The sequence below is a fragment of the Pseudomonas sp. NEEL19 genome (assembly GCF_028751975.1).
GTDB classification, from domain to species: Bacteria; Pseudomonadota; Gammaproteobacteria; order Pseudomonadales; family Pseudomonadaceae; genus Aquipseudomonas; species Aquipseudomonas juntendi.
In genome coordinates, this window is record NZ_CP081491.1 from 4,392,511 (window position 1) to 4,413,462 (window position 20,952).

Genomic DNA, 20,952 nt, shown 5'->3' on the forward strand with positions numbered 1-20,952 from the left:
GGCCACAGGGCCAATACAGGCTACAGCGAACCCATTCCCCAACGGCCATAGGCCACCGCCGAGCATGCTGGTATGATGCGCGGCTTTTTTCCGCCCCACACAAAACCACGGCAAGCGGTACGGTCTGTGCTTTGCTGTTGGGGTCGATATATTCGTGGCGCCGGGCGCCTTGGGAGCGGGAATGCTGGAAAGGCTGTTTCAACTAAAAGCACACAACACCAACGTGCGCACCGAGATTCTTGCGGGCGTCACCACCTTCCTGGCCATGGCCTACATCCTGTTCGTCAACCCGAGCATCCTCGGCGAGACCGGCATGGACAAGGGGGCGATCTTTGTCGCCACCTGCCTGGCAGCCGCCATCGGCTCCACCACCATGGGCCTGATCGCCAACTACCCGATCGCCCTGGCCCCGGGCATGGGCCTGAACGCGTTCTTCACCTATACCGTGGTGCTGCACATGGGCCACACCTGGCAGGTGGCATTGGGTGCAGTTTTCCTGTCGGCAGTGATGTTCTTCCTGCTGTCGATCTTCCGTATCCGTGAATGGATCGTGAACAGCATCCCACTGCCGCTGCGCTCAGCGATTGCTGCCGGTATCGGCCTGTTCCTGGCGCTGATCGCCCTGCATAATGCCGGCATCGTCGTCGATAACCCGGCAACCCTGGTGGGCTTGGGTGACCTCAAGCAACCGGCCCCGATTCTCGCCACGCTGGGCTTCTTCCTGATTGTCGGCCTGGAAGCACTGAAAGTGCGCGGCGCCGTGCTGATCGGCATCCTGGCGGTGACCGTCGCGGCGATCGTGATGGGCGTGACGCCGTTCGGCGGCATCGTCTCCATGCCGCCATCGCTGGCCCCGACCTTCCTGCAGCTGGATATCGCCGGCGCGCTGGATGTGGGCCTGGTAAGCGTGATCTTCGCCTTCCTGTTCGTCGATCTGTTCGACAACTCCGGCACCCTGATTGGCGTGGCCAAGCGCGCCGGGCTGATGGGCAAGGACGGCCACATGCCGAAAATGGGCCGTGCGCTGATCGCTGACAGCACCGCGGCCATGGCCGGTTCGCTGCTGGGCACCTCGACCACCACCAGCTACATCGAATCCGCTGCCGGCGTCAGCGCCGGTGGCCGTACCGGCCTGACGGCCATCGTGGTCGCCGTACTGTTCCTGCTGGCGCTGTTCTTCGCACCGTTGGCCGGCAGCGTGCCGGCCTTCGCCACGGCCCCGGCGCTGTTGTTCGTTGCGGTGCTGATGGCCTCGGGCCTGGCGGAGATAAACTGGGACGACGTTACCGAAGCCGCACCGGTGGTGGTGACTGCCCTGGCCATGCCGCTGACCTACTCGATTGCCAACGGTATTGCCTTCGGCTTCATCGCCTGGACTGCAGTCAAGCTGATTTCCGGCCGCTACCGCGACCTGAACCCGGCGCTGGTGATCCTTTCCATCCTGTTCGTCATCAAGCTGGGCTGGTTCAACGCATGAGTGCTGCTTTCGACCCCTCCTCCTACGCCACCCAGCTGGACGCCAAGGTCGCCCGGCTGCGCGAGCTGCTGGCACCGTTCGGCGCACCAGAGCCGGCTGTTTTCGACTCGCCACGCGAGCACTACCGCCTGCGCGCCGAGTTTCGCCTGTGGCGCGAGGATGGCCAGCGCCACTACGCCATGTTCGCCCCGGGCGAGAAGCACAAGGCGATCCTGATCGACGACTTCCCGATTGCCAGCCTGCGCATCAACGAACTGATGCCGCGCCTGAAGGCAGCCTGGCAGGCCAGCGAAGCGCTGGGCAACCGCCTGTTCCAAGTGGAGTTCCTTACCACCCTGGCTGGCGACGCCATGATTACCCTGTGCTACCACCGCCCGCTGGATGAGGCCTGGGAAGTGGCTGCACGGCAGCTGTCCGAGGCGCTGGGCGTGAGCGTGATTGGCCGCTCCAAAGGCAAGCGCCTGGTGATCGGCCGCGACTACGCGGTGGAAAAACTCGACGTGGCTGGCCGTGTGTTCAGCTACCGCCAGCCAGAAGGCGCGTTCACCCAGCCTAACGGTGCCGTGAACCAGAAGATGCTGAGCTGGGCGTTCGAGGCAATGGGCGAGCGTGAGGACGACCTGCTGGAGCTGTATTGCGGCAACGGCAATTTCACCCTGCCACTGGCCACCCGCGTGCGCCAGGTGCTGGCCACCGAGATCAGCAAGACGTCGGTCAATGCCGCGTTGAGCAACCTCGACGAAAACGCTGTGGATAACGTGCGGCTGGTGCGCTTGTCGGCTGAAGAGCTGACCCAGGCGCTGAACGAGGTGCGGCCGTTCCGCCGGCTGGAAGGCATTGACCTGAAAGCCTATGACTTCGGTACGGTGTTCGTCGACCCGCCGCGTGCGGGTATGGACCCGGATACCTGCGAGTTGACCCGGCGTTTCGAGCGGATCCTGTACATCTCGTGCAACCCGGAAACGCTGGCGCAGAACATCGCTCAGCTGCAAGATACCCACCGTATCGAACGCTGCGCGCTGTTCGATCAATTCCCGTACACGCACCATATGGAAAGCGGCGTGCTGCTGGTCCGGCGCTGATCTGCGCTGCACTGGGGCCTGGCTGGCCCCAGCGCAGCTTGCCAGGAGAGTGATGCCGATGGACCAGTTCAGTGCCATGCAGTCTTTCCGCCGGGTGGTCGATCTCGGCAGTTTCAGCGCCGCTGCCAGTCAGGCGGGGGTCTCGCATACCGTCCTGTCACGCCAGGTAAAGCAGCTTGAACGCCACCTCGGCGCGCAATTGCTCACCAGAACCACGCGCCGGTTGCACCTCACCGAAGCCGGCGCATTGTTCTATCGCCATTGCGTGCAGATTCTCGAACAGATGCAGGCGATGAGCCTGGAATTGTCGGAGCATCAGCAACAGCCCACTGGCACCTTGCGCCTGGGCGTGGCCACAGCCTTTGGTGAATTGGAGCTGGGTCGCTGGCTACCGGATTTCGTCGAGCGCCATCCCCTGTTGCAGATCGAGCTGCACTGCAGCGACCGCTTCGTCGACCTTCTCGAGGCGGAAATTGATGTCTGCTTGCGGGTCACCGACCAGTTACCGAACTCCAGCCTGGTGGCGCGCCGGCTGACGGGCAGCGAGGTGTTGCTGGTAGCAGCCCCGGGTTATCTGCAGCGACACGGCACACCGGCTACGCCCGACGAACTCACTGGCCACCCCCTGCTCGGCTATAGCCAGCTACCGCACCCACAGCGCCTGCAACTGACCAACACCCAAGGCGAACAGCGCGACATACTCATGCCCCGACGCCTGAGTGCGAATTCGCCGATGGCCCTGCGCGCTGCCGCCATAGGCGCCCTCGGCATCGCCAGCTTCGACCGCTTCATCGTCCACGATGCCCTGCTGAACGGTCGGCTGGTACCGGTGCTGGAAGGCTGGAAACTGCCAGCACGCACGCTTTACGCGGTTTATCCACAGAACCGCTACCTGCCGCCAAAGGTGCGAGCATTGCTGGATTACGTACAGGCGTACTATTCACAAGCGAGGTGGGAATATTGATTTGTGCGCGATTGACACAAGTCATGGCTGGTTCTGCCCGTATTTGTGCCCTGAACGGTGAGTTAGCCTTTTGTTGATCATCACTCAACAAAGGTATTCCAGTATGAAAGCAGTGCAGGCATTCATCGCAGCGTTGGCACTCGGCACCTTGGCAGTTGGCGCCAACGGGGCACAACCACTCGTTTCAGTCACCGACCACACGGCCTTGAACTGGCAGGACGTGCCCAATACCAATGGCGCTGTCAGCTTCGCCAACGTTGAAGGCGATATCTTCGGCAAGGGGCCCTACTCGGCCTATGTGAAATTCAGCAAAGGCACCGACAACGGCCTGCACCAGCACAGCCAGGCACTGCCGACGGTCGTGCTGAAGGGGACCTTCTATGCGGTGATCGACGGCAAGCGCATCGAGTATCCGGCAGGCGCCTATTACAATCTGCCGGCCGGGTTGATACATGAAAGTGGCTGCACGGCGGCTGCCGATTGCCTGCTGTTTCAACATCAGGCCGGTGCGTTCGACCTCAAACCCGTTGCAGGCTGAGGCATCGGGGCCGCTTGGCGGCCCCGACGTCTACATCAAAAGTCGAAGAACACCGTCTCGCCTTCCCCCTGAATACGGATATCAAAGCGATACGCCGTTTTCCCGTCCACTTCGCAACGCTTGGCAATCAGCGTCTCGCGGCGCTGCGGCTGCTCGATCAGGTTGAGCACCGGGCACTTGGCATTGAGCGGCGCTTCATCATCGAAATACAGGCGCGTGTGCAGGTGGATGTTGATGCCACGGGCAAACAGGCTGATGTTGATGTGCGGCGCCATCGGTACGCCAGCGGCATTGTTCACCACGCCGGGCTTGACCGTGTACAGCGTCCACTCACCGGCGTCGAAGGTGGTGGCGGTGCGGCCGAAGCTGTTGAACGCGTTTTCCAGGTTGTAGGCATCCTGGTACTCGCCGTTGGCATCGGCTTGCCACACTTCCAGGAACGAGTCGCGCACCAGGTGGCCGTTGCCGTCGTAGACATGGCCGATCAGCTGAATGTGCTCACCCGGGGCGTCGGGCTTGGCCAGGCGGTTCCAGATTTCCTGGTCACGGGTAGGGTTGCCGGCCGCTTCCAGGGCCAGGCCGATGTGCACGTAGGGGCCGGCGGTCTGCGAAGGGGTTTCCGGCAGCAGTTCGATTGGCATGGCGGGGTCCTCAGCAGTTTTCGAAGTGGGTCTTGCGCTGGCCGCGCAGCACGATGTCGAAGCGGTAGGCCAGGCAGTCCATCGGGTTGGCGTTGCTCATGTCGAGCTTGGCAATCAACTGCTGCACGGCTTGCGGGTTGGCGATCGACTTGACGATCGGGCACATCGGGATCAGCGGGTCGCCTTCGAAGTACAGCTGGGTGATCAGCTTGGTGGCGATCGACGGGCCGCTGATGGCGAAGTGGATGTGCGCCGGGCGCCAGTCGTTCGGGCCGTTGCGCCACGGGTACGGGCCCGGCTTGATGGTGCGGAAGCTGTAGTAGCCGTCACGGTCGGTCAGGCAGCGGCCGACACCGCCGAAGTTGGGGTCCAGCGGTGCCAGGTAGCGGTCGTTCTTGTGGCGGTAGCGGCCACCGGCGTTGGCTTGCCACATTTCCACCAGGGTATTGGGCACAGGCTTGCCGTACTGGTCCACAACGCGGCCGGCAACGATGATGCGCTCACCGATCGGCAGGCCACCGTTGTTGAAATTCAGCAGCAGGTCATGGTCATGGGCACCAAAGCCCAGGTGGGAAAAATCCGGGCCGGTGGTTTCGCTGATCGACTGCGGAATGCTGACCAGCGCCTGGCGCGGCGAGCGGGCAACGGAGGTCTTGTAGTCGGGGGTGAGGGCTTTGGGGTGCCAGTTGCGATCACGGATCACGAAGCGGCTGTTGTCCTGGGCGGGCATGCCGGTTTCCTCTCTTGGAATTATGGAGATGCACAGGCGGGCTTATTGAACCCTTCGCGGGCAAGCCCGCTCCTACATACAGTTTCCGGCATGTCGCGCGCGGTGAATATTGAAATGAGACACCTCAAACATATCCATTTGGTTATGCATGAGCACCTGGACCTGACACCAACCGCGGTCGTGAACTAATCTTTTACTTCTTGTTTCACGCTCGGGAGAGCACTCATGGAATGGCGAAAAGGCCGACGCAGCGACAACGTGGTCGATGCCCGGGGCGAAGGTGGCGGTGGGGGCGGCATGCGCTTTGGCGGCGGCAAGGGCCTGGGCCTGGGGGCGATCCTGCTGATCGTCGGCATCGGCTGGTTGACCGGGCAGGACCCGCTGCAGATCCTCGGCCAGTTGGCCGGCCAGGTGGAGCAGCAGCAGACCCAGACCGCGCCAAGCGGTGCTGGCGCCAAGGCGCCACCGGCCAACGACGAACAGGCCCAGTTCGTGGCCTCGATCCTGGGCGATACCGAGGACACCTGGAAGGCATTGTTCGCCGAAGCAGGCAAACAGTACCGCGACCCCAAGCTGGTGCTGTTCAGTGGCCAGGTCAATTCGGCCTGCGGCGCTGCCTCTGCGGCCGTGGGGCCGTTCTATTGCCCGGCCGACCAGCGCGTGTACCTGGACATGTCGTTCTTCCGCGAAATGGAAACCCGTTTCGCCGCGGCCGGCGACTTTGCCCAGGCCTACGTCATCGCCCACGAAATTGGCCACCACGTGCAGACCTTGCTGGGGGTTTCGGCCAAGGTCGACGCCGCCCGCCGCAGTGGCCAGCGCATGGAGGGCGACAATGGGTTGCTGGTACGCCAGGAACTGCAGGCGGACTGCCTGGCGGGTGTCTGGGCCTACCAGGCACAGAAGCGCCTGAACTGGCTGGAGCCGGGCGATGTAGAGGAGGCGCTGAACGCCGCCAACGCCATTGGCGATGACCGCCTGCAACAGCAAGGGCGCGGCCGTGTGGTGCCGGACTCCTTTACCCATGGCACCTCGGCCCAGCGCGTACGCTGGTTCAAGACCGGGTTTGCCGAAGGTGAAGTGGACCGCTGCGACACCTTCAGTGCCCGTAGCCTCTGACACCTCGCCAACAGGCTGATGCGTCACCGCTGGAACCCTGGGGCCGCTTCGCGGCCCTTTCCGACCGGTCCGGCGCACCGGCAAGGCCGCGCCTACAAAAACCCGCACGCTGTTTTTGCTGAAAAAGCGTTTCAGCTTCCCGCAGCATTGCCGATAACCCCTGCATGAATCAGCGGGCATCCAGAACAATAACGCCTGGCGATCGAACATCAAAAGAGCGAAAACTATTTCTGGAGTGCGTGCATGAACAGCTGGTTTGCCAACATCAGCGTCAACCTCAAACTCGGCCTGGGCTTCGGCCTGGTGCTTGTCCTCACCGGCCTGCTGGCCCTGACTGGCTGGACCAGCCTGGGCAGCCTGATCGACCGTAGCAACTGGATGAGCGACATCGGCCAGTTGAACAAAGACCTGACCGACCTGCGCGTGGCCCGCCTGCAGTACATGATCGCCAATGGCGACGATGCCGCGGCCGCCAACACCCAGGCCAAGCTGAACGCCTTCAGCAAGCAGCAGGCCTACCTGGCCAGTACCTTCAAAAGCCCCGAGAACGTCAAGCTGCTGGGGGAGCTGGGGGAAACCATCAGCGCCTACAAGCTGTCGCTGAACAAGATGCGCCAAGGCTACGACGCCACGCGCGCAGCGCGTAGCACCATGGACAGCTCGGCCGCCGGCGCCGACCAGGCCATGGACCTGCTCAGCCAGGAAGTCATGGCCCGCCCGGAAGCCGACAGCGTGCGCCTGGCCCAGTACCAACTGATCAGCCAGGCGCGCCAGCAGTTGCTGCAGGTGCGCATCGACGTGCGCGGCTACATTGCCGACAACAGTGCCAGCAACGAGCAGGCCGCCCTGCGCCAGCTGGATGCGGCACTGGCCAATGTCGACAACCTCAAAGGCCAGATGCCGGGTGAAAGCACACGCCTGCAGCAACTGGAAAGCGCGGTACGGGCCTACCGTGATGCCGTACGCCAGTTCCGCGATGCGGTCGCCAGCATCACCACCGCGCGTGCGGAAATGACCGTACAGGGTGCCGATATCGTCAAGCGCAGCGATGCGCTGTACCAGATCCAGCTGCAGCGTCGCGACGTCGAAAGCAGCCAGGCACGCAGCCTGCAGGCCATCGCCACGCTGCTGGCGTTGCTGGTCGGCGTGCTGGGCGCGGTGTTGATCACCCGGCAGATCACCCGCCCGTTGCGCGAAACGCTGCTGGCGGTGGAAAAGATCGCCAGTGGCGACCTGACCCAGCAACTGCGCGTCACCCGCCGCGACGAATTGGGCGTGCTGCAGCAAGGCATCGCGCGCATGGGTACCACCTTGCGCGAGCTGATCAGCGGCATCCGCGACGGCGTGACCCAGATCGCCAGCGCTGCCGAAGAACTTTCGGCAGTGACCGAACAGACCAGCGCCGGGGCCAATAGCCAGAAGGTCGAAACCGACCAGGTGGCCACCGCCATGCACGAAATGGCCGCCACCGTGCAAGAAGTGGCGCGCAATGCCGAACAGGCTTCGCACGCCGCCACCGGTGCCGACGAACAAGCCCGCGCCGGCGACCGTGTGGTCGGTGAAGCGATCGGCCAGATCGAGCGCCTGGCCCAGGACATGCACCGCTCCACTGAAGCCATGAGCCTGCTGCAACAGGAAAGCCAGAAAATCGGCAGCGTGATGGACGTGATCAAGTCGGTGGCAGAACAGACCAACCTGCTGGCGCTGAACGCGGCGATCGAGGCGGCGCGGGCGGGTGAAGCCGGGCGCGGCTTCGCCGTAGTGGCCGATGAAGTCCGCGGCCTGGCGCAGCGTACGCAAAAGTCCACCGAAGAAATCGAAGAGCTGATTGCTGGCCTGCAGCAGGGTACCCAGCAAGTGGCCAGCGCCATGCAAGGCAGCCGCACCCTGACCGACAGCAGCGTGGAACTGGCGCGCAAGGCCGGGGCCTCGCTGGAGAGCATTACCAGCACGGTGTCGGGCATTCAGTCGATGAACCAGCAGATTGCCGCGGCCGCAGAGCAGCAGAGTGCGGTGGCCGAGGAGATCAGCCGCAGCATCCTCAATGTGCGCGATGTGTCTGAGCAGACGGCGGCGGCCAGCAATGAAACGGCAGCGTCCAGCGTCGAACTGGCGCGCCTGGGTGGGCAGTTGCAGACGCTGGTCAGCCAGTTCCGCGTCTGACTGCAAGCCCTGGGGCCGCTGAGCGGCCCAGCGCCGGCAAGCCAGGCTGCCACAGCAACGGTGCAGGATCAGAAACAGCGCCGTACCTGTGGGAGCTGACTTGCCGGCGATCTGGCCAACACAGGCGACAGCCTATTTGACGATCATGCCCACCCCACGCCCCCGTGGATCAGAGGCCGTCTCCAGCTTTGCCCCTTCCACCCGGATCGCCTGGATATCACCCATCTCCCAGCCCTGGGCTTCCAGCACATATCCCATCTTCTTCAGGCCGTCAGCCACAGGCCCGGTCAACGGTGCATAGCTGTCGAAGTAGATGGTGTCCTTGGGCAGCAACTGATGGTGCACACGCTGGGCCGCCACCGCTTTGTCCAATGGCATGCCGTAGTCATACAGGTTGTTCATCACCTGGAAGATCGAGGTAAAGATCCGCGAACCACCCGGGGTGCCGATCACCAGCTCGACCTTGCCGTCACGGGTCATCAGGCTGGGGCTCATCGACGACAGCATGCGCTTGCCCGGCTCGATCGCGTTGGCATCACCGCCGACTACGCCAAAGGCATTGGCCGCCCCCGGCTTGGCGCTGAAATCGTCCATCTCGTCGTTCAGCAGGAAACCCGCCCCTTTCACCACCACGCCGCTGCCGTAGTCGAGGTTGAGGGTGTAGGTGTTGCTGACCGCGTTGCCGTGCTTGTCGACGATGGAAAAGTGCGTGGTCTGGTGCGGTTCCAGCCCGGGCTTGACCTTGTCAGTGTCGGAAATGGCTTTCGGGTTGACCTGCGCAGCGCGCTTGGCCAGGTAGTCCTTGGCCACCAGTTTATCCACCGGCACTTGGGTAAAGGCCGGGTCACCGAGATAGTCGGCGCGGTCGGCGAACACGCGTTTCTCGATCTCGGCCAGCAGGTGGATGTACTGCGCGGAGTTGTGCGCCACCCCCTTGAAGTCCGCCGCGCGGTCTTCCTTGATGCCCAGCAACTGAGCCAGGGCTACACCGCCGGAGCTGGGTGGTGGCGCGGTATACACCACGTTGCCACGCCAGCTGACGGCCATCGGCTCACGCCATACGGCCTTGTAATCCTGCAGGTCTTGCTTGGTGATCAGGCCCTTGTCGGCCTGCATCTGCGCCACCAGCAAATCGGCAGTCTTGCCCTGGTAGAACTCGCTGACGCCTTTATCGGCGATACGCTCCAGGGTCTGGGCCAGTTCGGGCTGCCTGAACAGCTCGCCAACCTTCATGTTGCCGAAGTAATCGTTGAAGTTGGTCGCAGTCTTGAACATGCCCTGTGCATCGTTGCGGTACTGGTACTGCTTTTCCGCGACCTTGAAGCCATTTTTCGCATAGCCGATGGCCGGGGTCAGCAGCTCGCTCCAGGGCAGCTTGCCAAACTTGCGATGCGCCTCCCACAAGCCCATCACCGTGCCGGGTACGCCAGCGGCGCGCACCCCGACCAGGCTGAGGTTCTCGATGACCTCGCCCTTGTCGTCCAGGTACATGTTGCGCGTGGCGGCCTTGGGCGCCACTTCGCGGTAGTCGAGGAAATACGGCTTGCCGTCGACGAACAGGGTCATGAAACCGCCGCCGCCGATATTGCCGGCCTCGGGGTAGGTCACCGCCAGGGTGAAGGCCGTGGCCACGGCGGCATCGACTGCGTTGCCGCCCTTTTTCAGGATATCGGCGGCGACCTGTGCACCATATTGATCGGGGGCAGCCACTGCACCGCCTTCCAGATCCGCAGCGTAAACCGAGGAACAGCTCAGGATCGCGGCTGCGAGAGCCAGGTACTGAAACGGGACAATACGCATGACACTTCCTTGGTGTTGTTTTTGTCGAGCAGTCAGTAAGGCCGATGCGCCTGGACTGTGCAATCAACCGCAGGGCGTTTCGCCGCCCGTGGGAAGGCTTTGTCGCGTTCAGGCAAATCAGCAGGCGTACATGGCCAGCTTGCGCTGGATGAAATCCAGAAAGCACTGAATACGCAGGGCCAGCTGCGTGTTGCGGTAGTACACCGCGTGAATCGGTTGCCGGTAACCGTTGTTGGCTTCACCCAACAGCACCTGCAAGCGCCCGCTGCGAATGTCTTCGTGGGTCATGAAATGCGACAGGCTGACGATGCCCTCCCCGGCCAGCGCCAGCTGGCGCAGGGTCTCGCCGCTGGAAGCGAGCAACGCGGGGCGGATGCCGAAGCGGTCACCCTGGGCATGGCGCAGCGGCCACTGGTTGAGCGAGTCGGGCTGGCTGAAGCCAAGCAGGCAGTGGTTGACCAGGTCCTCGACACGCTGGGGCGTCCCATGCTGCGCCAGGTAGGCGGGGCTTGCCAGCACCTGCACCGGGCTACAGCCAAGGCTGCGTGCATGCAGGCTGGAGTCGGCCAGTTCACCGATGCGAATCGCCACATCGGTGCTGTGCTCCAGCAGGTCGATGATCAGGTCGTCGGTATTCAGCTCCAGCTCTATGCCCGGGTACTGGCGGCGGAACTCGCCGATCCACGGCACGATGGCATGCAGCATGAAAGGGGCGGCAGCGTTGATGCGCAGGCGCCCGGTAGGGGTCTGGCGGTTCATCGACAGGCGCTCTTCCATGTCGTCCATCTGCTGCAGGATCAACCGCGCGCGGTCGAGGAAAAAACGCCCTTCTTCGGTGAGGTCCATACGCCGGGTGGTGCGATTGACCAGAGTGGTGCCCAGCTTGCCCTCCAGGCGCGACAACGTGCGGCTGACGGCGGACGGGGTCTGGCCCATCTGCTCGGCAGCGGCGGAGATCGAGCCGCAGTCGATGACGGCGACGAATACCTGGAGTTCTTCGGATCGGGTTTTCACATTCGGGCCTGTGATAGGTCTGTGCAAGGATCAGATAATCGCATGTCCAGGCCAAGTGCGGCTGCTCCCACCTCACCCGTGGGAGCAGGCCAGCCCGCGAAGAGGCCAGTACAGGCAACCCATCACGCTGCCTTGCCGAACACCTTGTCCAGATGGGCTTCATAAGCTGCCAGCGCCGCCGGCACATCCGGGCGCTTCATCACATCCGTTGCCAGGAAAGTCGGCAGGCCGGCCATGCCAAGGAACTGGTTGGCCTTGTGGAATGGGAAGTACACCGCATCCACGCCTTTGCCTTCGAAGAAATCGCTCGGGTCATCGAAGGCCTGCTGCGGCGCGTTCCAGGTCAGCGACAGCATGTACTGCTTGCCGTGCACCAGGCCACCGCTGCCGTACTTCTGCGTGTGATCCGAGCGGGTGCGGCCATCGTTGGCGTAGAGGCTGCCATGGCCTGCGGTGAACACTTCATCGATGTACTTCTTCACCGTCCACGGCGCGCCCATCCACCAGCCCGGCATCTGGTAGATGATCACATCGGCCCAGAGAAACTTCTCGACCTCGGCCTGCACGTCGTAGCCACCGTCGATGAAGGTCTGCTGTACATCGAAACCGGCGCGGTCCAGGTGGGCGATGGCCGCTTCGTGCAAGGTCGTGTTGAGGCGGCCATCAGAGTGAGCGAACTGTTTACCACCATTGAGCAGAAGAATCTTTTTCATGCTGGCCTCCCCGGCCGAGTCAAAATTTGATGTCGGCAGGTTAGAGGTTCGCTGGGGCGGGATACAGAAGTCACCGGGCAAAATACAATTGACCAGAAGTCACGAATCAACATCACATTATTGCCGTAGAATCGGTTCACCACCCCTCACCGAGTAGCGCCCCATGACTGAGCAGATCGCCTTCATTCTCAAAGCCAAGACCCGCCCGGAAATGGCCGATGCGTTCGAAAACCTTTTCCGCCCTTATGTCGAGCCAAGCCGCCAGGAGTCAGGTTGCATCGAGTACCACATGCTGCGCGACCAGCAGGACCCGAGCCTGTTCGTGTTTTTCGAAGTGTGGGCCGACCAGGCCGCGCTGGATGTGCATTCGGCCCTGCCGCACATGGCCGCCTTCTTCGAAAAACGCATGGACTACCTTGAGCGCGATTTCGATATCCAGCAGGTCGACATGCTCAGCGCATCCAGCGCTAACCGTTGATCAGCAAGTGGCCGCCCAGTGCGGCCAGGCCGATGAAGAAACAACGCTTGAACAGCAACGCGCTGATGCGCTGACGCAACCACTGCCCGGCCAGCATGCCGAGCAAGGCTGGCGCCAGCATCAGCAGTGAAGCACCCAAGGCCTGGCCACCGAGGGCATCCTGCCCGGCCAGGCCAACAGCCAGTGCCAGGGTCGAAACCGTGAACGACAGGCCCAGCGCCTGGATCATCTGCTCGCGGCTCAGGCCCAGGCTCTGCAAGTAGGGCACCGCAGGTATCACGAATACCCCGGTTGCCGCCGTGATTACCCCCGTCACCAGCCCGCACGCAGGCCCCAGCCAACGCTCGTGCGCCGCTGCCAAGCGCAAGCCCGGCCCAACCAGCCCGTACACCGCGTACGCCAGCAAGGCCGCACCCAACGCATGCGCGGCCCATGGCCCGCTGTCGATGCCCAGCCAGGCACTGCCCAGCAAGGTGCCAATGAAGATCAGCGCCAGCATCGGGCCCAGCCGCGCCAGCAACGCTCGCAGGTGCCCGCCGCTGGCCAACTGCCAAAGGTTGGTAAGGGTCGACGGCACGATCAGCAGTGCTGCAGCCTGCGCCGGAGGCATAGCCAGGCCCAGCAGGCCCATCGCGATGGTGGGCAGCCCCAGGCCGATCACGCCTTTCACTGCGCCGGCCAGCAGGAACGTCAGCACCACCAGCAGCGACAGAGCGGGGCCCATGTTGTGGTAGAAAGCGAGCAAGGTATTCATGGGCCGATAATGGCCCGTGGCGGGCAGGCTGAAAATCTGCCATACCCTTAGCCAGACTCTTGCGCAGACAGAGGCACATGCATTTTGACCTGATCGACCTCAAGCTCTTCCAGCACACCCTGGAGTGCGGCAACATCACCGCCGGTGCCAGCCGCAGCCATCTGTCGCTGCCGGCAGCCAGTGCGCGCATCCGGGCCATGGAAGCGTCGCTGGGCATCCCTTTACTGCAGCGTAACCGCCGCGGTGTTCAGCCGACCCCGGCCGGCCAGGCGCTGTTGCAGCATGCCCGCCTGATTGCCCAGCAGGTCGAACGCCTGCAGTTCGACCTGGGCCAGTACGCGCAGGGGCAGCACGGCCAAGTGCGCCTGCTGTGCAATACCGCAGCACTTACGGAGTACCTGCCCGAACTTGTGGCCGGTTACCTGGCTGAAAACCCCGGCGTCAGCGTGGACATACAGGAACTGCCGAGCCTGCGCATCGTGCAGGCGATTACGCAAGGCATGGCAGACCTTGGCATTGTTTCATCAGCCGCGCCTTTCGGGCACCTGCAAACCCGGCCGTTTCGTGACGACCCACTGGTGCTGGTAACGCCGCCTGGCCATCCGCTGGCCAGCGAGGTTGCCCCCAGCTTCATCGACAGCCTGGCGCATGGTCATGTCGGGCTTGGAGCAGGCAGTGCATTGGCGTTGTACCTGGAGGAACAGGCATTGCGGGAAGGGCGGCGCATGCAGGTGAGAGTGCGGGCCGAAGGGTTTGATGGCGTGATCCGCATGGTTGCAGGCGGGGCTGGGGTCGGGGTGGTGCCACTGGCGGCGGTGAAGCGTTGGCAAGGGCTGTTGCCGCTGCACTGGGTAGCCCTGGCGGAACCCTGGGCCAACCGCCGGTTGCTGGTGTGCGCGCGGGACTTTGCGGCGTTGCCAGGGTATGCGTCGGGGTTGGTTGACCGGCTGGTGGGAGCAACTGTCTTGCTCAATTACTAAAAGCTGGCGCGGTCCCTGTAGGAGCGGGCGCGCCCGCGAACACCGGCGCAGCCGGTGCCATGCACTGCGTTGGATTCTTCGCGGGTAAACCCGCTCCCACAGTGCCCAGCATCAGTGCTATGCACGACAGCGCAGCCTGAAGGGCTGGGAGACTTGCCAGTTGACGCTATACCTGTGGGAGCGGGTTTACCCGCGAAGAAGGCTCACACACAATGGCGCCATGACGCCCCACTAAAAAGGACTGTCCAGTGGCCTCGATCTACCAGCTCAAACCACGCTTCCAGGCTTTGTTGCGCCCGGCCGTGCAACGCCTTTACGACCGAGGCGTCACCGCCAACCAGGTCACAGTCACCGCTGCCGTGGTATCGCTCCTGGTGGGCCTGCTGCTGGCCGCCCTGCCGCACATCACCTGGCTGTTCATCCTGGTACCGATCTGGATGCTGCTGCGCATGGCGCTGAATGCCGTCGACGGCATGCTGGCCCGGGAGTTCGGCCAGCAATCAACCCTCGGTGCTTATCTCAACGAACTCTGTGACGTGATTGCCGATGCAGCGCTGTACCTGCCCTTCGCCTTGTTGGCCGGGGTGTCGCCTGCGCTGGTGGTGCTGGTGGTGCTGTGCGCCACCTTCAGCGAGTACGCCGGTGTCATGGGCCCGCTGGCAGGCGCCGCGCGGCGCTACGACGGGCCTATGGGCAAGAGCGACAGGGCCTTCGCCTTCGGCGTGCTGGGCACCGGCGTCGCCTTTGGCCTGCTCGATGGCGCCTGGATCAACGGCCTGTTGCTGGTCATCCTCGCGCTCTCGCTCTATACCCTCTACAACCGGGTTCGCCAGGGCCTGGCCGAAACCCGCTGAGCCTATCGTCGTCGCAAAAGGACGTTGACCATGCGCCAAGCGCAAGCGCTGCACTTCCCCACCCATGACGGTGTAGAGCTGCATTACCGTCATTGGCCTGCCACCCGCAACGAACACCAGCCACGCCGCGCCGTGGTGATGTTCCACCGGGGCCATGAGCACGGCGGGCGCATGGCCCACCTGGCCGATGAGCTGGATATGCCGGGCTACGACTTCTTCGCCTGGGATGCCCGCGGCCACGGCCGCTCGCCAGGCGCGCGTGGCGACAGCCCGGGGTTCGCCACCAGTGTGCGCGACGTGCAAACCTTCATCGAACACATCCAGGCCCACCACGGCATCGCCGAACAGGACCTGGTGGTACTGGCACAAAGCGTCGGCGCCGTGCTGATCGCCACCTGGGCCCACGACTACGCGCCCAAGGTGCGCTGCCTGGTGTTGGCCTCGCCAGCGTTCAAGGTCAAGCTGTACGTGCCGTTTGCCCGCCCAGGCCTGAAGCTGCTGAAGGCCTTGCGCGGCAATTTCTTCGTGAATAGCTACGTCAAGCCGCGCCTGCTCACCCACGACCCTGAGCGGGTGATGTCGTACGTGGCCGACCCGCTGATCAGCCGGCCCATTTCGGTAACCATGCTGTTGGGCCTGTACGAGGCCGCCGACCGCGTGGTGGCCGACGCCCAGGCCATCCAGGTGCCGACCCAGTTGCTGGTGTCCGGGGCTGATTTCGTGGTCGAGCGCCAACCGCAAGAACGGTTTTTCGACCGGCTCGGCAGCACACGAAAGGAGATGCACATACTGCCCGGGTTCTTCCACGACACCTTGGGTGAACGTGATCGGGCCCATGCCCTGAGGCGCATCGAACGGTTTGTCGACCATTGCTTCGCCAGCCCCGCCGCGTTGCCCTCACTGCTGGATGCCGACAAGACCGGGGCCAGTTGCGCCGAGGCAGAAAGCCTGGCTGCGCCGCTGCCGCGCAACTCGCCCCGCGACCTTTACTGGCGCGCCACCCGCGCTGGCTTGAGCTTGGGCAAGGGGCTGTCTGCGGGGGTGAAGCTCGGGTTTGACACCGGCTTCGATTCTGGCAGCACCCTCGACTACGTGTACCGCAACCAGCCGACCGGCAAGGGCAAACTGGGGCGCCTGATCGACCAGAACTACCTCGACGCCATCGGTTGGCGTGGCATACGCCAACGCAAGCTGCACGTCGAGCAATTGCTGCGCCTGGCCATCGCCCGCCTGCGTGAACAGCAACGGCCCGTGCACATTGTCGATATCGCCGCCGGCCATGGCCGCTATATCCTCGAAGCCCTTCAAGGCCTTGAGCAGTTGCCAGATTCGATCCTGCTGCGCGATTACAGCGAATTGAACGTTCAGCAAGGCAGCGCGCTGATCCGCGAGAAGGGCCTGGCCGACATCGCCCGCTTCGTCCAGGGCGACGCCTTCGATCGCCAGAGCCTGGCCGCACTTGAACAGCCCCCAACGCTGGCCGTGGTTTCGGGGCTGTACGAGCTCTTCCCCAGTAACCAACTGGTGGGCAATTCCCTGGCCGGGCTGGCCGACGCCATAGAGGATGGCGGCTACCTGGTCTACACCGGCCAGCCATGGCACCCGCAACTGGAGATGATTGCCCGCGCCCTCACCAGCCACCGCGGTGGCGAGGCTTGGGTAATGCGCCGGCGCAGCCAGGCCGAGATGGACCAGCTGGTTGAGGCCGCGGGCTTCCGCAAGCTGGCCCAGCGCATCGATGAATGGGGCATTTTCAGCGTCAGCCTGGCACAGCGGGTGCGCTGAGTGAGCCCGCCACGCGAGCACGGGCTGATTCGCCGGGGCGTGTTCTGGCTTCTGCTACTGGGGCCGTTGTTCTTCCTCAGCTATGGGCTGGCGAACAATTACACGGCTGGGCGCAGTGATGTCGGCAGCCTGGTGTTCGGCTGGGAGCACGGCATGCCGCTGTGGCCCTGGACGATCATCCCGTACTGGTCGATCGACCTGCTGTACGGGTTGTCCTTCCTGCTGCCGCGCACACGCCAGGAAATGGACCGCCACGCGCTGGCGTTACTCAGCGCACAGGTGATCAGCGTCTGCTGTTTTCTGCTGTGGCCGCTGCGGTTCACCTTCGAGCGGCCCGACCTGGACGGGCTGTTCGGCTGGCTGTTCGATGTGTTGATGGGCTTCGACAAGCCATTCAACCAGGCGCCTTCGCTGCACATCGCTTTGCTGGTGATCATCTGGGCGATGTTTGCCCGGCATGTGCAACGCCAGCCCTGGCGTTGGCTGATGCATGGCTGGATGGCACTGATCGGGGTGTCGGTGCTGACCACCTGGCAGCACCATTTCATCGATGTGCCCACGGGGGCGCTGGCGGGGTTTGCCTGCCTGTGGCTGTGGCCGCAGCAAGGGCGCCTGCCCTTTCAGGCGGCCCGTCTTGCTCAGGATGCCAAGCGCTGGAAGGTTGCCGCTTGTTATGCCTTGGGCGCGCTGCTGTGTGTACTCCCTGCCGCTGCGATGGGCGGGACTTGGCTGTGGTTGAGTTGGCCGGCGGTGTCGTTGGGGCTGGTGGCGCTGAACTACGCCGTGTTCGGGGCGGGTGGTTTTCAGAAGGGTGATGACGGGCGCTTGTCGCCTGCAAGCCGGTGGCTGCTAGCACCCTATCTGGCGGGCGCCTGGCTCAATTCGCGGCTGTGGACCCGGCGCCATCCACAGGCCGACGAGGTGTGCGATGGTGTGTACCTGGGGAGAATCCCAGGGCGCGACACGCAGTTCGCTGCAATTGTTGATTTATGCGCCGAGCTACCTTACATCGACCGTTGTGGGAGCGGCCTTGTGTCGCGAAAGGGCTGCGGAGCAGCCCCGACAGTTTCGGCTGCGAAGCTGAAAACCCGGGGCTGCTCCGCAGCCCTTTCGCGACACAAGGCCGCTCCTACGACGGTCGCGTCAGCTGTTGCCTATGAGTGTTTCCCGACCCTCGATCTGTTAACGCCAGACGTTGCGCTGTTACAACAAGCCGCCAGCGCTATCGAGCACCTGCGCGCTCAGGGTCCCGTGCTGGTGTGCTGCGCTTTGGGTTATTCACGCAGCGCCAGCGCCGTGGCAGCCTGGCTGATGGTGACCGGCCGGTGCGTTGACGCCCAGCAGGCAGAATCCCTTATCCGCAAAGCCCGCCCCGGCATCGTATTGCACAGTGCCCACCGCCATGTGCTCCAGCAACTGGGAGCACAGCCATGAACCTGCGCGTGGCCGCCAGCCTGCTGGGCCGAGGCAAACAGCTGGAGCGCCTGTCCGACGGCCTCACCTTGCTGGCCCTGGCGTATGGCCTTTCACCGCTGCTCAATACCCCACTGCATCCGCTGGCGAGCCTGCTGTGCAGCGTGCTGCTGGTGCTCGGCGTGCTCCACAAATACTGGGCCATCCGCGTGGCTATCGATGCCGAACTATTTGCCCACCTGGCCAATAGCGCAGACCTGCCGGCTGACACCCAGGCCCTGGACCGCGCCCTGTTCGAACTGAAACTCAAACCACAGGCCACCGACGGCCGCGCCTGGCCTGCCCGCAGCCAAGCCGCACTGGGCCTGTTGCGCCGTCAGGCCGTATGCCTGGGCCTGCAGCTGTCGCTAGCCTTGGCTACCCTGCTGACACTGCCTTTTAAGGGATGACCACCTGCCTATGCTCGCCAACCTGACTGCTTACGTCATCACCTCGGCCGCCCGCCTGATTACCGGTGCCCGCGCCCTCTGGCTGGGTTGCTCGGCGCTGCCGGTGCAGCGCCTGTATTTCGCCAACCACAGCAGCCACGGCGACTTCGTGCTGCTGTGGGCCTCGCTGCCGCAAGGGCTGCGCCAACGCACGCGCCCGGTGGCCGGCGCAGACTACTGGGCCAGGCCGGGCATCCGCGACTTTCTTATCCGCAAGGTCTTCAACGGGGTACTGATCGAGCGCCAGCGCAGCGAAGGGCAAGGCAACCCTTTGCAGCCGGTGCTGGACGCGGTGGCCCAGGGCGACTCGCTGATCTTCTTCCCGGAGGGCACGCGCAACCTTGGCGACGAACCGCTACTGCCCTTCAGAAGCGGGCTGTATCACCTGGCAGCCGCCCACCCGCAGGTCGAACTGGTGCCGGTATGGATCGCCAACCTCAACCGGGTGATGCCCAAAGGGCGCGCCTTGCCATTGCCGTTGCTGTGCACCCTGAGCTTTGGCGAACCGCTGCACCTGCACGCCGATGAAAGCAAGCAGGCGTTTCTCGAGCGGGCCAGCCAGGCCCTGCTGAACCTGGCCCCCAAGGATGCCTGACATGGACAACAACACCCTTTCCCTGTTTGCCGGCATCGGCGCCCTGCTGCTGCTGGCCAGCGTGGTCGGCCGCCTGCTCAAATGGCGCGCCGGCCCGGCGCCGCACGCCGTGATCGACAACCTCAACGCCCGCATCAATGCCTGGTGGGTGATGGTGGTGGTGATCGGCATTGCCTTTGTGTTCGGCAAGTACGGTGTGATCGTGCTGTTCTACGGTGTGTCGTTCTATGCCCTGCGCGAATTCATGACCCTCACCCCTACCCGACGCAGCGACTACCCGGCACTGGTAGCAGCCTTCTACGTGGCACTTCCGGTGCAGTACGTGCTGATCGCCGTGGACTGGTACGGCCTGTTCAGCATCTTCATCCCGGTGTACCTGTTCTTGCTGCTGCCGATCCTGGCCAGCCTGGGCGGTGATACCACACGTTTCCTCGAGCGTGCGTCAAAAGTGCAATGGGGCTTGATGATCGCCGTGTACTGCGTGTCGTCGGTGCCGGCCCTGATGACCCTGGACATCCCCGGCTACGAGGGCCGCAACCTGCTGCTGATCGCCTGGCTGATTCTGGTGGTGCAACTCAGCGACGTGCTGCAGTACGTGTGCGGGAAGCTGTTCGGCAAACACAAGGTGGCGCCCAACCTGTCCCCCTCCAAGACCGTCGAAGGCCTGGCCGGCGGCGTAGCGCTGGCCACCTTGATCGGCGCCCTGCTGTGCTGGATCACGCCCTTCAGCTTCTGGCAGGCCGCGCTGATGGCCTTGGCCGTGAACGCCATGGGCTTCTTCGGCGGGCTGGTGATGTCGGCTATAAAACGCGACCGTGGGGTGAAAGACTGGGGGCACATGATCGAAGGCCACGGCGGCATGCTCGACCGCATGGATTCGGTGTGCTTTGCGGCGCCAGTGTTCTTCCACTTTGTGCGGTATTGGTGGGCATAGCGCGACCAGACAGCTGGACGTCGAGCCCAGGCAACTGCGGCTCGGCCGATGGCCCTATGGTGACCAGTCATTCAGCCAGTCACCAGGAGTTGTGCCATGTCCGATTTCATCACCGTCCTGCGCGAAACCTGCCCCACGCCGGTCGTGGACGCCACCAAGTGGAAGCGCATCGGCGGCGATCCGCACACCGTCAACCTCAACGCCTACCTGTCGGCCGACGGCAGCAAGATCATGGGCACCTGGATCTGCACCCCGGGCAAGTTCGAGGTCAATTACGAGAAGTGGGAGTTCTGCCACTTCCTCGCTTAGTTAAACCAAAAATATCCCAAAACCACCAAAAATACGTTATCAACTTGTTTTTCTTGAGCTTTTTTTGGGAAGAATTCTAGGATACCCAAACGTCCTTTTCCTAAATCGAAGCCACCGGTAA

20 protein-coding genes and 1 pseudogene are annotated in these 20,952 nt (G+C 63.5%); 15 read left to right on the top strand and 6 right to left on the bottom strand.

Going from position 1 to position 20,952, the window contains the following annotated elements; translation table 11 throughout:
- Positions 1-181 precede the first annotated feature (181 nt).
- From K4A76_RS19560 to K4A76_RS19575, 4 genes are all read left to right on the top strand, one after another.
- Positions 182-1,477 carry an NCS2 family permease gene (locus K4A76_RS19560; RefSeq protein ID WP_009682260.1) on the top strand — a complete coding sequence of 432 codons (1,296 nt, stop codon included), beginning with the start codon at positions 182-184 and terminating at the stop codon, positions 1,475-1,477.
- Entirely contained in the window at positions 1,474-2,559 is a 1,086-nt protein-coding gene (gene trmA / locus K4A76_RS19565) for a tRNA (uridine(54)-C5)-methyltransferase TrmA (RefSeq protein ID WP_054912341.1), read from the top strand. Before K4A76_RS19560 ends, trmA begins: the two co-directional genes overlap by 4 nt.
- 58 nt (positions 2,560-2,617) lie before the next feature.
- Positions 2,618-3,523 (top strand): LysR family transcriptional regulator, encoded by a 906-nt coding sequence (locus K4A76_RS19570; RefSeq protein ID WP_274410970.1) that lies wholly within the window; start codon positions 2,618-2,620, stop codon positions 3,521-3,523.
- A gap of 103 nt (positions 3,524-3,626) precedes the next feature.
- Entirely contained in the window at positions 3,627-4,061 is a 435-nt protein-coding gene (locus K4A76_RS19575) for a cupin domain-containing protein (protein WP_274412315.1), read from the top strand.
- Between the two features lie 35 nt (positions 4,062-4,096).
- On the opposite strand, the gene pcaG is transcribed toward K4A76_RS19575, so the two are convergent.
- Both pcaG and pcaH read right to left on the bottom strand, forming a co-directional pair.
- The gene (gene pcaG / locus K4A76_RS19580; RefSeq protein ID WP_009682256.1) at positions 4,097-4,702 is read right to left on the bottom strand and encodes a protocatechuate 3,4-dioxygenase subunit alpha; all 606 of its coding nucleotides are present in this window, start codon (positions 4,700-4,702) and stop codon (positions 4,097-4,099) included.
- Between the two features lie 10 nt (positions 4,703-4,712).
- A complete protein-coding gene (gene pcaH / locus K4A76_RS19585) occupies positions 4,713-5,432 on the bottom strand; it encodes a protocatechuate 3,4-dioxygenase subunit beta (protein WP_009682255.1) in 720 nt (239 codons plus the stop codon).
- Positions 5,433-5,657: 225 nt separating this feature from the next.
- Here pcaH and ypfJ point away from each other — a divergent pair, with 225 nt between their 5' ends.
- Both ypfJ and K4A76_RS19595 read left to right on the top strand, forming a co-directional pair.
- On the top strand, positions 5,658-6,551 hold the full coding sequence (ypfJ, locus tag K4A76_RS19590) for a KPN_02809 family neutral zinc metallopeptidase (RefSeq protein ID WP_009682254.1): 894 nt from the start codon (positions 5,658-5,660) through the stop codon (positions 6,549-6,551).
- A 243-nt stretch (positions 6,552-6,794) separates the two neighbouring features.
- A complete protein-coding gene (locus K4A76_RS19595; RefSeq protein ID WP_054882058.1) occupies positions 6,795-8,714 on the top strand; it encodes a methyl-accepting chemotaxis protein in 1,920 nt (639 codons plus the stop codon).
- Between the two features lie 132 nt (positions 8,715-8,846).
- On the opposite strand, the gene ggt is transcribed toward K4A76_RS19595, so the two are convergent.
- The 3 genes from ggt to K4A76_RS19610 form a co-directional block, all read right to left on the bottom strand.
- Entirely contained in the window at positions 8,847-10,514 is a 1,668-nt protein-coding gene (gene ggt / locus K4A76_RS19600) for a gamma-glutamyltransferase (RefSeq protein WP_274410971.1), read from the bottom strand.
- A 117-nt stretch (positions 10,515-10,631) separates the two neighbouring features.
- Positions 10,632-11,528 (bottom strand): LysR family transcriptional regulator, encoded by an 897-nt coding sequence (locus K4A76_RS19605; RefSeq protein WP_173891065.1) that lies wholly within the window; start codon positions 11,526-11,528, stop codon positions 10,632-10,634.
- A gap of 122 nt (positions 11,529-11,650) precedes the next feature.
- Positions 11,651-12,241 (bottom strand): NAD(P)H-dependent oxidoreductase, encoded by a 591-nt coding sequence (locus tag K4A76_RS19610; RefSeq protein WP_274410972.1) that lies wholly within the window; start codon positions 12,239-12,241, stop codon positions 11,651-11,653.
- A gap of 163 nt (positions 12,242-12,404) precedes the next feature.
- Between K4A76_RS19610 and K4A76_RS19615 the strand changes: the two genes are divergently transcribed.
- Complete coding sequence (locus K4A76_RS19615) at positions 12,405-12,719, top strand: putative quinol monooxygenase (protein ID WP_274410973.1); 315 nt, start codon at positions 12,405-12,407, stop codon at positions 12,717-12,719.
- Here K4A76_RS19615 and K4A76_RS19620 read toward each other — a convergent pair.
- On the bottom strand, positions 12,709-13,473 hold the full coding sequence (locus K4A76_RS19620; RefSeq protein WP_274410974.1) for a sulfite exporter TauE/SafE family protein: 765 nt from the start codon (positions 13,471-13,473) through the stop codon (positions 12,709-12,711). The two genes, K4A76_RS19615 and K4A76_RS19620, sit on opposite strands and share 11 nt — an antisense overlap.
- Before the next feature lie 77 nt (positions 13,474-13,550).
- Between K4A76_RS19620 and K4A76_RS19625 the strand changes: the two genes are divergently transcribed.
- From K4A76_RS19625 to K4A76_RS19660, 8 genes and pseudogenes are all read left to right on the top strand, one after another.
- Positions 13,551-14,453, top strand: coding sequence for a LysR substrate-binding domain-containing protein (locus K4A76_RS19625; RefSeq protein WP_274410975.1), 903 nt, complete (start codon positions 13,551-13,553; stop codon positions 14,451-14,453).
- A 248-nt stretch (positions 14,454-14,701) separates the two neighbouring features.
- Positions 14,702-15,307 (top strand): CDP-alcohol phosphatidyltransferase family protein, encoded by a 606-nt coding sequence (locus K4A76_RS19630; protein WP_274410976.1) that lies wholly within the window; start codon positions 14,702-14,704, stop codon positions 15,305-15,307.
- Positions 15,308-15,337: 30 nt separating this feature from the next.
- Complete coding sequence (locus K4A76_RS19635) at positions 15,338-17,092, top strand: bifunctional alpha/beta hydrolase/class I SAM-dependent methyltransferase (protein WP_274410977.1); 1,755 nt, start codon at positions 15,338-15,340, stop codon at positions 17,090-17,092.
- Complete coding sequence (locus K4A76_RS19640; protein ID WP_274410978.1) at positions 17,093-18,526, top strand: dual specificity protein phosphatase family protein; 1,434 nt, start codon at positions 17,093-17,095, stop codon at positions 18,524-18,526.
- Positions 18,523-18,954 (top strand): hypothetical protein, encoded by a 432-nt coding sequence (locus tag K4A76_RS19645; RefSeq protein ID WP_274410979.1) that lies wholly within the window; start codon positions 18,523-18,525, stop codon positions 18,952-18,954. The genes K4A76_RS19640 and K4A76_RS19645 overlap by 4 nt, the downstream gene beginning before the upstream one ends.
- A gap of 10 nt (positions 18,955-18,964) precedes the next feature.
- Positions 18,965-19,588 carry a lysophospholipid acyltransferase family protein gene (locus K4A76_RS19650; RefSeq protein WP_009683877.1) on the top strand — a complete coding sequence of 208 codons (624 nt, stop codon included), beginning with the start codon at positions 18,965-18,967 and terminating at the stop codon, positions 19,586-19,588.
- Between the two features lies 1 nt (position 19,589).
- Positions 19,590-20,522, top strand: coding sequence for a phosphatidate cytidylyltransferase (locus K4A76_RS19655; protein WP_274410980.1), 933 nt, complete (start codon positions 19,590-19,592; stop codon positions 20,520-20,522).
- Positions 20,523-20,618: 96 nt separating this feature from the next.
- Positions 20,619-20,825: pseudogene (locus K4A76_RS19660) on the top strand (cupin domain-containing protein); the annotation flags it as partial.
- Between the last annotated feature and the right edge of the window lie 127 nt (positions 20,826-20,952).

What these genes read in the sequence shown, in the direction of transcription:
- K4A76_RS19560 (WP_009682260.1), top strand. Translation starts at nt 182, where the DNA reads ATGCTGGAAAGGCTGTTTCAACTAAAAGCACACAACACCAACGTGCGC.
- trmA (WP_054912341.1), top strand. Translation starts at nt 1,474, where the DNA reads ATGAGTGCTGCTTTCGACCCCTCCTCCTACGCCACCCAGCTGGACGCC.
- K4A76_RS19570 (WP_274410970.1), top strand. Translation starts at nt 2,618, where the DNA reads ATGGACCAGTTCAGTGCCATGCAGTCTTTCCGCCGGGTGGTCGATCTC.
- K4A76_RS19575 (WP_274412315.1), top strand. Translation starts at nt 3,627, where the DNA reads ATGAAAGCAGTGCAGGCATTCATCGCAGCGTTGGCACTCGGCACCTTG.
- pcaG (WP_009682256.1), bottom strand. Translation starts at nt 4,702, where the DNA reads ATGCCAATCGAACTGCTGCCGGAAACCCCTTCGCAGACCGCCGGCCCC.
- pcaH (WP_009682255.1), bottom strand. Translation starts at nt 5,432, where the DNA reads ATGCCCGCCCAGGACAACAGCCGCTTCGTGATCCGTGATCGCAACTGG.
- ypfJ (WP_009682254.1), top strand. Translation starts at nt 5,658, where the DNA reads ATGGAATGGCGAAAAGGCCGACGCAGCGACAACGTGGTCGATGCCCGG.
- K4A76_RS19595 (WP_054882058.1), top strand. Translation starts at nt 6,795, where the DNA reads ATGAACAGCTGGTTTGCCAACATCAGCGTCAACCTCAAACTCGGCCTG.
- ggt (WP_274410971.1), bottom strand. Translation starts at nt 10,514, where the DNA reads ATGCGTATTGTCCCGTTTCAGTACCTGGCTCTCGCAGCCGCGATCCTG.
- K4A76_RS19610 (WP_274410972.1), bottom strand. Translation starts at nt 12,241, where the DNA reads ATGAAAAAGATTCTTCTGCTCAATGGTGGTAAACAGTTCGCTCACTCT.
- K4A76_RS19615 (WP_274410973.1), top strand. Translation starts at nt 12,405, where the DNA reads ATGACTGAGCAGATCGCCTTCATTCTCAAAGCCAAGACCCGCCCGGAA.
- K4A76_RS19620 (WP_274410974.1), bottom strand. Translation starts at nt 13,473, where the DNA reads ATGAATACCTTGCTCGCTTTCTACCACAACATGGGCCCCGCTCTGTCG.
- K4A76_RS19625 (WP_274410975.1), top strand. Translation starts at nt 13,551, where the DNA reads ATGCATTTTGACCTGATCGACCTCAAGCTCTTCCAGCACACCCTGGAG.
- K4A76_RS19635 (WP_274410977.1), top strand. Translation starts at nt 15,338, where the DNA reads ATGCGCCAAGCGCAAGCGCTGCACTTCCCCACCCATGACGGTGTAGAG.
- K4A76_RS19645 (WP_274410979.1), top strand. Translation starts at nt 18,523, where the DNA reads ATGAACCTGCGCGTGGCCGCCAGCCTGCTGGGCCGAGGCAAACAGCTG.
- K4A76_RS19650 (WP_009683877.1), top strand. Translation starts at nt 18,965, where the DNA reads ATGCTCGCCAACCTGACTGCTTACGTCATCACCTCGGCCGCCCGCCTG.
- K4A76_RS19655 (WP_274410980.1), top strand. Translation starts at nt 19,590, where the DNA reads ATGGACAACAACACCCTTTCCCTGTTTGCCGGCATCGGCGCCCTGCTG.